A 13,535-nucleotide genomic window follows, 5' to 3' on the forward strand; every position below is an offset into this window, starting at 1 on the left:
AATGATCAGTTCAATATTACAAAATAAAGGAGGATAAGTTATGGAGATCGATGCAATTACTTTGTACGTTAACAAAACGAAGTACGAATTTTCCATCGGAAACAGATTCGGCCAAATCCCAGGCAGTGAAACGTTAACCCAGACACTGCGTGAACGTCTGGGTTTGACTGGCACAAAAAAATCCTGCGAAGAAGGTGCCTGTGGTTGTTGCACCGTCATTATGGATGGTGACGCAGTGGCTTCATGTATGCTGCTGACTGTTGATTGTGACGGTCGGCAGATCACCACAATCGAAGGATTACAAAATCCACAAACCGGCGAGCTGGACCCGTTACAACAAGCATTTATCGATGAATACGCCTTCCAATGTGGTTATTGCACTCCTGGCATCATCATGGCCTCGAAAGCGCTATTGGATAAGAACCCTCACCCTTCCGATGAGGAGATACGCGATGCGCTTGCCGGAAATTTCTGCCGCTGCATCAGCCAATACCACGTTTTTAACGCGATCGCAAAGATGATCAGGAAAGAAGGTGTTAGCTAATGGCTAAACGCGAGCCGCTCTTAAACGGGATGAATAATCCGATACCGGATGAACCCAACTATAAAATCAGGAGAAAAAACTTCCCTACCAACTTGCAGCCGAAGGATTATCGCTACGTTGGTAAAAGCTGGCCCAGAAAAGATGCCAAAGATATTGTGACCGGTAAGGCTACTTTCTTGGATGACTTCTCTGTTGCCGGCATGATTATTGGTAAATCGTTGAAAAGTCCGCATTCCCACGCCATTATCAAATCCATCGACGTCGAAGACGCGCGAGCGTTACCCGGCATCTATGCCGTTCTGACCTACAAGGATATAGAGAAGTTCAATCCGATGCTTGGTTGGCCAAGGCAGAAACCATTGATGGACAAACACCTGCGCTATGTGGGTGACACCGTGGCTTTAATCGCCGGTGATAATGCGGAAATCATTAGAGAAGCTATGGAACTGATCAAGGTTGATTATGACGTACTGGACGCTGTCTATGATGGTTTATCTGCCATAAAAGACGGTGCCCCGCAGCTGTATGATGATTTCAAACAGAATATAGTACCCGGTGGCTATCGTCCCATGCAGGAGTATGGCGACTTTTGGCATCTGGTCAGAGGCGATATAGAAAAAGGTTTTGAAGAATGTGACTACATCGCGGAGGATACCGTTTCTTTCAGCTCCATGTGTGCCCCCTCTGCACCTGAACCTCCTGGAACTATCGTTCGTTGGGAAGGTGACCTGAATTTCACCGTTTGGGGTACAGCCCAAAGCTCCTTTATTCTAAAACTTGTCAATGAATCCGTCATTCTTGGCAGCAAAATCAAAGCTTTGACATTTAACGTTGGCGGCAGTTATGGAAACAAGCAGTCCCTCACCCTGGAAGTTGTTGCCGGTGCACTATTATCGATGGCCTGTAATAAGCCGGTCAAGTTTTTTGAGACAAAAATCGAACAGATGATCAACCATGAGACCCGTCTCGGCAGTCAGGTCCACGCCAAGATCGGCATGGATAAAGACGGGATCGTCCGCGCTGTCAAAGCGGACTGGACCGTTGATACCGGCGCGTTCTGCAACTCGACCCAGGGGCAGGTCGGCGTCGGTATCGGTGAAACTCAGCTGGTCATGGCGAAATGCCAAAACTGGGATCTGGATACCAATATCGTGGTTACCAATAAACAACCAGCAGGTATCGTTCGGGGTTACGGCGGGCAAGAATTGAATAGTTGTCTGTCCCTGCTTATCAGCCGTACTATGGAAGCCGGCAATTTTGATCCGGTCGACGTCTTCAAAAAGAATTACGTCAGCGACGGGGATTGCTACATATGGCGCGATGGTCTGCCATGGCGTGCTCATACTGTGGATTATACCCATTTCATCGAAGCTGCAGCTGAAAGATTCCATTGGAAGGATAAATGGAAAGGTTGGGGTGTTCCTACCTGGACCTCTGAGGACGGCCGATATGTGCGCGGCGTCGGCTGCTCCCTTATCGGTAACGCGGACGTTGGTGAAGACTGTAATGAAGTCTACGTCCGAATAACCCCTGGGATCTTCGATGACGAATTTCGTGTGACTGTTCATGCTGACATCACGGAAATAGGCAACGGCGAACGCAGTAATGTCCTGAAGGAAGTCGCTGAAATGCTGAATTGTCCATATGAATGTGTCAGCATTGTACCCTCCGGCAGTGAATATAGCCCCACCGGCATTTCCCTGGGCGGTTCCCGCGGAACCATCACGTTTGGCCATTCTATTTGCAATGCCTGCGAAGATGTCAAACAACAAATTTTTAAATTGGCGGAAGTCCCGTTGGGTATCAGCGCAGACTCTATGGAACTTCATGATTTTCATATTGTAACCCATGCTATTCCCGGCTTAAAACTTCCGCTTAAATCCCTGCTTAATCGGAGAATGACCTTCACCGGCTACGGCAAGCATGTCGAGAACTTCTCTACCCCAAGCTGCGTGATGGTCTTTGTTGAAGTCGAAGTCGATAAAGAAACCGGGAAAGCGGATGTTGTCAATATTTTGGGCTCCACCGACTGCGGCCAGATCATTGACCCGGCTACACTCGAGATGCAGGCTCAAAGCGCTATCGGCTGTGCATGTCTCGACACCGCTTTCTTCGAGGAACATATTATTGATAAAGCAACAGGACGTCCCATGACCTATAACATGCTGGAATACAAATGGCGCCCCTTTAATCAATTCCCAAAATTCGATACCTTTTTCATGGAATCACAATTTGATACGTTCCAATTCCATGCGCTTGGTACAGGCGAAATTGCCGGAGCTCCCGCCGCCAGTGCGGCGATGACCGCCATCTCCAATGCACTCGGTGTCAAGGTTGCACAATACCCGGCTACCCCAAATGTTATTCTCAACGCCTTGGGCAAACTGTAAGAGGGGGAATATCAATGAAAAGATTTAATTATACCAGAGCCGAAAGCTTCCAAGAGGCCAGCGAACGGGTGAAAATATCAGAAAAAACAGTCGTCATGGCGGGTGGAACTGATTTATTATGCCAGTTAAAGGATGAAATCCTAACGTCATACCCTGAAGAAGTCGTTGATTTGAAGCATGTACCAGATAGTGCCGTAATAACCGTAAATGACGGCATGATGACGATCGGCGCGATGACGAAGCTCAAAACCATCGTGGAATCGGATGAGATCCAAAAGGAATTTCCTATCCTGAAAGAGGCGGCTCACAGCGTCGCTACCCCTCTAATCCGTAATATCGGTACCATTGGCGGCAACATCTGTCAGGATGTCCGCTGCTGGTTCTACCGCTATCCGCATGAAGCCGGCAACCGGCTTGTCTGCCGCCGCAAGGGCGGTGAAACCTGCTACGCTCTGCAAGGGGACAACCGCTATCATTCTATATTTGGCGGTATGAAATGCGGCTCGACACCGTGTTCGCAACGCTGCCCCGCCTCTACGGATATCCCGGGGTATATGGAACAGTTCCGGCTTGGCAACGTCCCCGGCGCTGTTCAGATCATCATGAGCGTAAACCCGATACCCTGTATCACCAGCCGCGTCTGTGCGCACTTCTGCCAGGAAGAGTGCAGTCACTCCTCGGTTGGTGACAGTGTGGCTATCCGCAATGTGGAACGTTTCGTTGGTGACTATGCACTGGATCATAAAAATCTGTTCTATAGGGCACCCATCCTGGAAACAGGCAAGAAAGTCGCTGTCATCGGTTCCGGTCCGGCTGGTCTCTCCGCGGCGTATTATCTCCGTAAGGCAGGCAACGCCGTTACCGTCTACGACAGTAAAGAAGAACCCGGCGGCATGCTGATGTATGCAATCCCAGATTACCGGCTGCCCAAGGCCATTGTCCGTAAACTCGTTGCTGCCCTGAAAGACATGGGTATTCAATTTGTCTGCAATACAAAAATTGGGGAGAGCGTTAAACCCGGCGACCTGGAAAGAGATTTCGACAGTGTCTACTACGCCACCGGCACTTGGAAACGTCCGGTACTGGGATTAGCCGGCGAAGAACTTACCGTCTTCGGTCTGGACTTCCTCGTCGAAGTCCATAAATGGATGGGCGGTAAAGTCGGTCAAGAAGTGCTTGTTACCGGCGGTGGCAATGTGGCGATGGATGTCGCTATTACAGCGAAACGGCTGGGTGCCAAAAAGGTCATTATGGCCTGCCTTGAGTCAGAAGACATCATGCCTGCCGGTAAAGAAGAGATTGCCCGGGCGCGTGAAGAAGGCATCCAGATCATGCCCGGCTGGGGGCTTTCCAAGGTCGTCAGCGAGAATGGCAAGGTCCGAGGGATGGAGCTTATCCGCTGTATGGATGTGTATGACGAGAATCATCGGTTCAGCCCGGTTTACGACGATGCCGAAAAGACCGTGGTTGATGCAGAGAATATTCTGATGGCCGTTGGCCAGAATGTCGATTTATCCTTCCTCGATGAGAAATATCAGCTTCAGCTCAACGCCCGCGGTTTGATCGATGTTGAAGAAGAGACCCAGATGACCTCCCGGCAAGGCGTATTCGCCGGCGGTGATGTCACCACCGGTCCCTCAACGGTCATTCAGTGCGTTATGAAAGGCCATAGCGCTGCTCGCGGTATAAACAAATACCTTGGAGTCACTCCCGACCATGAGTGCTCCGACAGCATGCAAATCGCGAGTCCGTTCCTGACCTTTGACTTAGAAGGCATTAAGAACCAAACAGCGCTTAAGTTGGCGGAGATCCCAATCGATCAGAGATCGCTCGATGTGGAAGATGAAATTGCCCCGGACCAAGCGGCTGCCCTTACTGAGGCCCGGCGCTGTATGAACTGCGGCTGCTATGCGGTTAATCCGTCCGACCTTGTTCCCGCTCTCATTGCTTTGGATGCCACCATCATAACGAATCACCGTCGTATCAAAGCCGAAGAATTCTGCTGTCAGGAACTCAAAGTATCCGACGCGCTGAAATGCGGTGAGATTGTAACCAAGATTGAAATTCCTCTGACTAAGGGGATGGTCATGCATTATGACAAGTTCCGCGTTCGCGATTCTTTAGATTTCGCCATCGTCAGCCTCGCTTCACTTTTTGCGATTAAAGATGGCGTGTTTACTGACGCGCGCCTGGTGTTTGGTGGTGTCGCTCCCGTACCCATCCGGGTCAAAGAGATCGAAAGTTACCTGATAGGCAAACAGGTAACCACCGAAGTGGCTGAACAAGCGGCTGAGTTGGCAGTTGTTCATTCCCTGCCAATGACATGCAACGGTTATAAGGTTATCGAACTCAAAGCCCTGATTAAAACAGCTATTCTTCGAATGAAATAAAGGTTAACCAAAAGGGCTTCAAACAGATAATAAAGGATCACGATAGATAATAGCAATCTAAAGGCAAAGAAGAGGGGCGTTATACGCTCCCCTTCTTTATATGGAATATTTCGGTTAATAATTTACATACCCGGAGCAGCCATTGCGACTTCACATACGTGATGGCGGTGCCCATCATCAACCGTTGTGTAAAAGTTCCATAGATGGGTATGACACCCATTGGCAAGCGGTATGGATGGGCCTGTTTTTGCCTTATAATAATGGATATGCCCGTGCTCGTATAGGACAAAGTCTTCGGAATTATGGACATGAGTGCCATCCGGGGAAGGAATTGCCTGGCCGGAAATACCTAAGCACTGGTGAGAATGACCGTGATCACAGGATGTATGCGTTACGCTGCCATGATTATGGTGCGGGTCAGATTTGGTATAAGCCATCATTCTACCTCCTTTTTCACTAAATGCGTGATATCCGATTTCGTTTTAATGATCAGATAGCACAAAAGTGTTCTCTTTTCTTTGAGAACACTTTATTATATGGGCGAATATAATTGTTGTTAATGATACATGACCGCGTACAGTTATTACTTGAAATAATTGATGCCGCCTTCAAAAATCGGCTGATACTTGTTGCCGGGCACATTCAGTGCAATATGGCTGCCTGTTCGTTCCGAGTGTCCCATTTTGCCTAATATCCTGCCATCGGGGCTGGTAATCCCTTCAATGGTTTCATAGGAACCATTGGGATTATCCATAATGTCGTTGCTCGGATTACCATCAAAATCAACATATTGCGTGGCAATTTGTCCGTTTTGAATCAGTTTTTCAATGACATCCTTACCGGCGACGAAGCGCCCTTCGCCATGAGAAACCGGAATCGTATGAATCTCACCCAGTTCTACCCCACTAAACCATGGAGAAAGAGTTGATACCACCTTGGTCCTGACCATACAAGAGACGTGGCGTCCAATCTTGTTATAGGTCAAGGTAGGATCCTCGGTCTTGATTTCTTTTATCTCGCCGTATGGGACTAGTCCCAGCTTAATTAACGCCTGGAAACCGTTGCATATGCCGAGCATCAGGCCGTCCCGCTGTTTCAGCAGGTTCATTACAGCATCTTTGATCCGCGGATTGTTGAACAGCGTTGCAATAAACTTACCCGAACCATCCGGTTCGTCACCGGCGCTGAAACCACCAGGGAGCATAATAATTTGGGAATTATCGATGGCTTTTGCCATCTTTATAATTGTATTTTCAACATCGGTACTGCTCAGGTTGCGGATAACCATCGTTTCGACTAATCCACCGGCTTTGATGAAAGCTTTTGCAGAGTCGTACTCGCAGTTTGTACCGGGAAAGACAGGGATAAATACTCGCGGTTGAGCAATCTTTATGGCCGGTTTATACGCTGTGCGCTTGTCAAAGCTAACTAATCTTGGCTTTAAATCATTGTCATCGTCATTAACCTTACTGGGGAACACTTTTTCCAAAGGCATTTCCCATTGGGTCAACAAATCAGTTAAAGGCAGCTCCGATCCATTGACCACAATCGCCGGTTTTTCAGTCGTGCGTCCTAACTCGTCAAAGGAAACATCACCAAAGATCAAAGATAGATCAACATCTTCCTTGATTTCCAACAGGATCGAACCGTAATCTGCGCTAAACAGATCAACCGTTGGTATAGGTTGACTAAATTCAAAACCAATCATATTGCCAAAAGCCATTTCGCTGACAGCGCCGGCAATACCACCCTTTCGGACAGACCGTGAAGACAGAATACATCCCGAACGAATCAGTGCAAAGATATTTTGAAAATTTTTCATAGCGAGAGCAAAGTCAGGGATTTCGTATTCATCCCGGGTTACTTTCACCATGACAACACGGGTTCCGGTTTGTTTAAATTCCTGTGATACCACATGGCGGGCATCTGTCGTACATACGGCAAATGCGACCAGAGTGGGTGGAACGGTCAGATCCATAAAGCTGCCCGACATACTGTCTTTGCCGCCGATTGCGGGAATACCCAGCATCTTTTGGGCATAATACGCACCCAATAAGGCGCTGAAAGGCTGACCCCATTTAGTGGCATCAGTCAACTTGCCGAAGTATTCCTGTAAGGTAAGACGCGTCTGACGGTAATCCCCGCCTAAGGCTACTAATTTCGCCACTGCATCGAGGACGGCATATAAAGCGCCGTGGAAAGGGCTCCATTTTGCCAGTTGAGGATTATACCCATATGTCATAATCGTTGCGGTGGTGGTTTCCCCATCGAACACCGGCAGCTTGGCAACCATCCCTTCCGACGGAGTCAGCTGGTATTTTCCGCTTAACGGCATTAACACTGTAGCTGCACCGATCGTACTGTCAAATCGTTCAATGAGGCCTTTTTTACTGCAGACATTCAGGTCGTTCAAATTTACCGTCCATGCCTTGTTTATATCCGATATTTCATGGGCAACGACGTTAGTGACAGTCTCAAAGTAGTTATTCTTTTCCGAGGGTGCCGTCACTTCTACTTTTGTTTTCTGTTTGACCCCATTGGTATTCAGGAAGTCACGGCTGAGATCTAAGATGGTTTTGCCCCGCCAGGACATCCGAAGCCTGTTGTCCATTGTTACTCGGGCAATAATAGTTGCTTCCAGATTTTCGTCAGCAGCCAGACTCTTGAATCTATCCCAATCCTCTGCTGCCAGGACGACAGCCATGCGTTCCTGTGATTCAGATATCGCCAGTTCAGTTCCATCCAAACTTTCGTATTTCTTCGGTACGGCGTCCAAACAAATATCCAAACCATCCGTCAGTTCTCCCACAGCAACGGATACCCCGCCGGCACCAAAATCGTTACATTTCTTAATCAGTGTGCTGGCTTCCGGATTACGGAACAACCGTTGGATTTTTCTTTCATTGGGCGGGTTGCCTTTCTGGACTTCCGCACCGCAGCTGGTCAACGATTCGATCGTATGCTCCTTTGAAGAGCCGGTGGCACCGCCGCAGCCATCCCTTCCTGTTCTGCCGCCAACCAGCACAACGACGTCACCTTCTACCGGTGCTTTGCGGACAACATTTTTTCTGGGTGCAGCACCAATGACAGCACCGATTTCCATTCTTTTGGCGATAAAACCTTCGTCATAGACCTCAGCAACCTGACCTGTAGCGAGTCCAATTTGATTGCCATACGAACTGTATCCGTCTGCCGCCACCGTCGTAATTTTACGTTGCGGCAGTTTGCCAGGCAATGTATCCTGGATTTTGGCCCGCGGATCACCGCTGCCGGTAACACGCATTGCCTGATAGACATAGGTCCGACCAGACAAGGGATCACGGATCGCTCCACCCAAGCAGGTCGCTGCTCCACCAAAGGGTTCAATTTCCGTCGGGTGGTTGTGCGTTTCATTCTTGAACATCACCAGCCACTCTTCATCTTGGCCGTTGATCTCCGCATTGACAACAATACTGCAAGCGTTGATTTCATCCGATTCATCTAAATCATCCAGTTTGCCTGCCTTTTTAAGTTCTTTCATGCCGATGGTAGCAATATCCATCAGACAGATATCCTTTGCAGACAGCTTATCACCATAAACATCGGCTCGAGACGCGTGATAGATTTCATGCGCCGTTTTTATAGGAGCCGTAAAGCGTCCGTCCTGAATAATGACATCTTCAATTTTCGTTTGGAATGTCGTATGCCTGCAATGATCAGACCAATAGGTATCGATCGTTTTGATTTCAGTCATTGTTGGATTCCGCTTTTCTGTATCTCTGAAATAGGCTTGACAGAAAAGCAGATCTTCCACACTCATAGCTAGCCCCATACTTTGTTGCAGCGCTATGATTTCCTCTGCTGTTTTGCCGTTAAATCCTTCCAAAACCGCAACATCGTCCGGTTCCTCGGCAGCAAATTCCAGGCTTTGAGGTTTGGCCATGGTGGCTTCTCGTGATTCCACCGGGTTAACGCAGTACTCTTTGATTCGGTCAAATTCCTGGTCGGTGATCGTACCATTTAATACGATCACTTTTGCAGTAGCGACCAATGGCCGTTCTTTCTGCGTGAGCATCTGGATACACTGTGCTGCGGAATCCGCCCGCTGATCATATTGCCCGGGCAGGTATTCCATCGCAAAAACCTTGTCATCCGTTGATATACTCACCGTTTCTTCGTACAGTATGTCCACCGGCAACTCAGCAAAAATAATATGCAACGCTTGTTTATATTCATCATCGGTGACTCCGGCGATATCATAACGGTTGATCGTTCTGACTCCCTGTAGTCCGGAGATACCAAGATTATCACGAAGGTCTTTATACAAGCCCTGTGCTTCGATATCAAAACCCGGTTTCTTTTCTACAAATACTCTTCTTACTGCTTCCTTCAAAACGTAACCCTCCAGTTTCGATGTTCATCATTTTTATAATACATAATCATGATTAAATGACGCAGATTAAAATGGAATAAGAAAATGTTAAATCTATTATACTGGGCATAAGAATAAAATGCGAGAAAAGTTCCCGCAAATAAGTCATTATTAGACACGTATTATTTTATCATAAATTTTCACTGTTCACTAATGGTTCTTATTGTCTATCTGAACTAAATATATCCGAATTGTATTCAATTATTATTTTTCGAAGTTTGCCAACAGCTTATCAGCAGCCTGTTGGGTGTAGACTTTATCTTTTAACTTGTCCTGAACACCTTGGTTCCATTGGTCTGGATTGATGACATCTGCGAAGGAGCCAAACTCCTTCCTAAACTCGCTGCGTTTTGCCTGATAGGATTCATCCAGAAAAACAAAATTGATCTGCTCTAGATTACCGATCAGGGTAAAGGCTGCCATCGCATTATAAAGCAAGGCCGATCGGATTATTTCCTCACCTTTACTTTTCCCTTCACTTTGATAATCAACTTCAAGTGTCAGCGTGTCCGGAAATAGCTCAAACCGTAAGCCAAGATCACTGAGGGGAAGATTGTAAAATAGATTAATGATGTTCGATGAATCTCCCATATAGTCACTTTTGTACTTTACTATATTACTAAAATCATGCGTCCGTGGGTCGAGTTGCTCTAAATTATATTTTTCCTTCTCCGCTTCATTATGCGGAATAATTCCAAACTGTACGACACCAAATAGAATAACAGCAATAGCTAAAAGGATAACAATGACCCTGTTTCTAACTTTCATTAATATCACCTGCTTCATACTTAGTGATTAATCGATAGGCTTTATTAATAATCAAAGGAACAACAAGCGTTACAAACGGTAATAGATAACGGAAGACCATCACGGCGAAATCATACGGTCCATCAAGATCAATGTGGCGCGAGAACCAGATGGCGCTGCCAAAATAGATGCCGGTAGTTGCCAGTATACTTACTGCCATGAGCATTCCCCAGATAATCCAAACAGTATTTCTGAGCTTACTGATAGCGAAAGCATTTATGGTCGCGATCTTATCCACATGTTTTTTACGCGTGTTCGACAGCATGATCAGATAACGGATTCCTACCAAAAAAACACATATAAAAAGAAGCATTGCCGTTAACCGCCCCAGACTGAATATGCCTAGCGGGATAGTGAAAATCCAGGCTATGATCAAGTAGATTAACGCCCATTGAAGAATTTCGATTTGCCATTGGGTTTTATGGACTGCTTTATTTCCTTCGATAAGGTTATCAACGCTAATGATACTCTCTTTTGCTCTCTTTATCGCGGTTTCTTGGTCATACCCTTGATTGATTAGATCCATTTGTTTCGCTTCAAGGTTCGCTAGAATCTCTTCTTTCAATTCAATAACGTTACGGCTATTTCCGTGTTTCTTAAATAAATGATCCACGTAAGCGCTCAATTCATTCACAACATTTTCCCCCTTCGATCAACATGTCGATAAGCCGCTTGGCAATCCGCCACTCTTCCAGCGCATACCGATATTTCTCCTTACCCAATTCAGTCATTGTGTAATATTTTCGACGTCCGCCCTGACTTTCATCTCCCCAATAGGATTTGATTAGCTTTCCGGTCTCCAGCCTTTTTAAGCTAGTATAGAGGGACGGCTCTTTTAATTCGTATTGTTTATCACTTGCCAGATAAATCGATTTGATTATTTCATAACCATAGCTGTCGCTCTCAGTAAGAACTCTAAGAATAATCGTATCGATATGCCCTCGAATTAGTTCACTGCTGATCGTTTCACCCAATATGCACACCCCCAAAAGCATCATAACAAATATTACTATGTGTGTCAATGTACTATGCATAAAATAATCAATACAATAAAAGGAGACAAAATTCTACGTCCCTTTTGTCACCCTGCCTTTTGTCACCCTGATATATTCACTAAGTTAGAATATTCCTTATAATATCCATACCCGCAATAAAGGTTCCCAGCGATGCGCCTAAATTTGCCATAAAAAAGACCAAGATTGTCTTTAAAAAGCGATTCCGAAAAAAGCCTCTGAAACTGAAAATATCGGTTTGGATATTCTGAATATCTTTCACAGTGGGTTTATTAATCGTAGCTTCCGTAATCGCCGTAAACCAACCACAGGCTAATAACGGATGTAAGGTTGTAAACGGTGCGGCAACAAACGAGGTCAGAATACTCAACGGATGCCCCAATGAAAGTGCGGTAAATAGCGCCGCTAAGATACCAGTCCATAATACCCATGCCGATATTTGCTGTAATCCGGTTTGGAAATTCTGTGCAAACGCATAAATAATCAGTCCGACAATAATCAGGGGGATAATCCACCCCGCTATTTTCGAAAAAGATTTTTTTGGGGGAACAACAGAAATACTTTCTATATCCTGTGTCTTATATATTTCCTCTTTTACGCCAGGGACATGGGCACCACCTAAAACAGCAACAACCTTTTTCCCCGGAGCATTCTTAATTTTGAATGCCAAAAATTGATCCCGCTCACTGATCAATATTTCTCCGATTTGAGGGTACTGTTCGCGCATACCGGCTACTGCTGATTCCAACATGTCCGCCTGCAATAATTTCTCTAAATCGTCATCAGTTATCTCCGTGTCATCCTCAAACGAAAAGATAAGGCCAATAAACAATTTCATTTTGTTCCAAAGATTCATTTTGCGCCAAATACGTAAAAATGTTGTTTGGATACTGCGATCAGCCAATACGAGATTGGCGCCAATTTCCTTCGCGCTCGCAATACCCTGCAGCATTTCCCCGCCAACCGCTGTATTTAATTTTTTGGCTATCCTTTTTTGATAGGCGCCGAGAGCCAGATTTGCCAGGAGAAAACCAACCTTCTTTGCTTTGATGATCTTGATTATATCCGTATTCTCCCATATTTTGGGGTTTTGAATATTGTTATACCGGTCGTCATCAAGTTCTACACAGACACTATCCGGACGTTCTTCAGCAATGACTTTTTTTACCAATTGAGCACTTTGCTCTGAGACATGGGCTGTTGCAATCAGAATAATCTCTTTCTCTTGATAATCCAATCGCGTCAAATTACTTTCATCCATCATTACACCACCAAGCGCTTAAAGCGTATTTATTATTTTGATTTAAATATGCATTCTTTTAATTAGTTCCGACTTAATATAGTCTCCCTGGAATATGAATATTGCCGATAGCGATATGACACTGATCGCCACCGATAAGACGGAAGGATAGATAGCCTCGACCAGGTTGTAGCGGATAAAAAGAATGGGAACAATTCCAAGCAGACCGTCCAGCAGTAAATACGTGATATAATCTCTGGCGCTGATTTTCATTATTTTGGCTGTGACATACATAATCAGCATGGCCGCAACAAATATGAAGGGAATCACATAATCCAGCGACCAGCCGTGCCACCCGGTGCCCCAGTCCCACAAAATTGAAAGAATCGACAAGATAGCAACCTGCCAGAGAATATTTTTAGATATATGGTATCGCTTTCGCAAAACCACAAATAGATTAAGCCACATGCTAATTAAACCGAGTAAGACGAACACCGGCCATTTTACATCAGAAGGAAATAGTACATAGATGACCAAAGAGACGACAATGGCGACAACCGTAGAAAAAATCATAATGCGGAGGGCAAGGTTACGTTCAAACACAGGCGGTATCGCCGGGAATATTTCCCGGCAATCAGATGTATCACTTTCTATAGCTATAATATTTCTGCATAAAGGGCATCTTTCCCTGTTTCCTCTGATGCTGACTTTGCAGTGATTACAATATGGCATTCCGATGG

Annotated in this window: 10 protein-coding genes; 3 read left to right on the forward strand and 7 right to left on the reverse strand. The window is 45.9% G+C overall.

What is annotated here, in order from left to right; all coding sequences use genetic code 11:
* The first annotated feature begins 40 nt into the window (after positions 1–40).
* From LPY66_RS13050 to LPY66_RS13060, 3 genes are read left to right on the forward strand one after another with little or no spacing between them, the layout of a single operon-like run.
* Positions 41–544: a (2Fe-2S)-binding protein gene (locus LPY66_RS13050; RefSeq protein WP_337984765.1), complete on the forward strand. Its 504-nt coding sequence runs from the start codon at positions 41–43 to the stop codon at positions 542–544.
* Positions 544–2,934 (forward strand): xanthine dehydrogenase family protein molybdopterin-binding subunit, encoded by a 2,391-nt coding sequence (locus tag LPY66_RS13055; RefSeq protein WP_337984766.1) that lies wholly within the window; start codon positions 544–546, stop codon positions 2,932–2,934. Before LPY66_RS13050 ends, LPY66_RS13055 begins: the two co-directional genes overlap by 1 nt.
* A gap of 14 nt (positions 2,935–2,948) precedes the next feature.
* Complete coding sequence (locus LPY66_RS13060) at positions 2,949–5,324, forward strand: FAD-dependent oxidoreductase (protein ID WP_337984767.1); 2,376 nt, start codon at positions 2,949–2,951, stop codon at positions 5,322–5,324.
* 122 nt (positions 5,325–5,446) lie between these two features.
* On the opposite strand, the gene LPY66_RS13065 is transcribed toward LPY66_RS13060, so the two are convergent.
* The 7 genes from LPY66_RS13065 to LPY66_RS13095 form a co-directional block, all read right to left on the reverse strand.
* On the reverse strand, positions 5,447–5,761 hold the full coding sequence (locus tag LPY66_RS13065; protein ID WP_337984768.1) for a YmaF family protein: 315 nt from the start codon (positions 5,759–5,761) through the stop codon (positions 5,447–5,449).
* Between the two features lie 146 nt (positions 5,762–5,907).
* Positions 5,908–9,696, reverse strand: coding sequence for a phosphoribosylformylglycinamidine synthase (locus tag LPY66_RS13070; RefSeq protein ID WP_337984769.1), 3,789 nt, complete (start codon positions 9,694–9,696; stop codon positions 5,908–5,910).
* A 243-nt stretch (positions 9,697–9,939) separates the two neighbouring features.
* Positions 9,940–10,503, reverse strand: a complete 564-nt coding sequence (locus tag LPY66_RS13075) for a DUF4825 domain-containing protein (protein WP_337984770.1) — start codon at positions 10,501–10,503, stop codon at positions 9,940–9,942.
* Positions 10,493–11,176 (reverse strand): permease prefix domain 1-containing protein, encoded by a 684-nt coding sequence (locus tag LPY66_RS13080; protein WP_337984771.1) that lies wholly within the window; start codon positions 11,174–11,176, stop codon positions 10,493–10,495. Before LPY66_RS13080 ends, LPY66_RS13075 begins: the two co-directional genes overlap by 11 nt.
* Complete coding sequence (locus LPY66_RS13085; RefSeq protein WP_337988089.1) at positions 11,169–11,525, reverse strand: PadR family transcriptional regulator; 357 nt, start codon at positions 11,523–11,525, stop codon at positions 11,169–11,171. Before LPY66_RS13085 ends, LPY66_RS13080 begins: the two co-directional genes overlap by 8 nt.
* Positions 11,526–11,655: 130 nt before the next feature.
* Positions 11,656–12,816, reverse strand: a complete 1,161-nt coding sequence (locus tag LPY66_RS13090) for a TraB/GumN family protein (protein ID WP_337984772.1) — start codon at positions 12,814–12,816, stop codon at positions 11,656–11,658.
* 42 nt (positions 12,817–12,858) lie between these two features.
* On the reverse strand, positions 12,859–13,527 hold the full coding sequence (locus LPY66_RS13095) for a DUF6320 domain-containing protein (protein ID WP_337984773.1): 669 nt from the start codon (positions 13,525–13,527) through the stop codon (positions 12,859–12,861).
* Between the last annotated feature and the right edge of the window lie 8 nt (positions 13,528–13,535).

This window comes from Dehalobacter sp. DCM (assembly GCF_024972775.1).
Taxonomy (GTDB): Bacteria; Bacillota; Desulfitobacteriia; order Desulfitobacteriales; family Syntrophobotulaceae; genus Dehalobacter.

Excerpts from the sequence above, each read along its gene's own strand:
- LPY66_RS13050 (WP_337984765.1), top strand. The coding sequence starts at position 41 with ATGGAGATCGATGCAATTACTTTGTACGTTAACAAAACGAAGTACGAA.
- LPY66_RS13055 (WP_337984766.1), top strand. The coding sequence starts at position 544 with ATGGCTAAACGCGAGCCGCTCTTAAACGGGATGAATAATCCGATACCG.
- LPY66_RS13060 (WP_337984767.1), top strand. The coding sequence starts at position 2,949 with ATGAAAAGATTTAATTATACCAGAGCCGAAAGCTTCCAAGAGGCCAGC.
- LPY66_RS13065 (WP_337984768.1), bottom strand. The coding sequence starts at position 5,761 with ATGGCTTATACCAAATCTGACCCGCACCATAATCATGGCAGCGTAACG.
- LPY66_RS13075 (WP_337984770.1), bottom strand. The coding sequence starts at position 10,503 with ATGAAAGTTAGAAACAGGGTCATTGTTATCCTTTTAGCTATTGCTGTT.
- LPY66_RS13090 (WP_337984772.1), bottom strand. The coding sequence starts at position 12,816 with ATGGATGAAAGTAATTTGACGCGATTGGATTATCAAGAGAAAGAGATT.
- LPY66_RS13095 (WP_337984773.1), bottom strand. The coding sequence starts at position 13,527 with ATGCCATATTGTAATCACTGCAAAGTCAGCATCAGAGGAAACAGGGAA.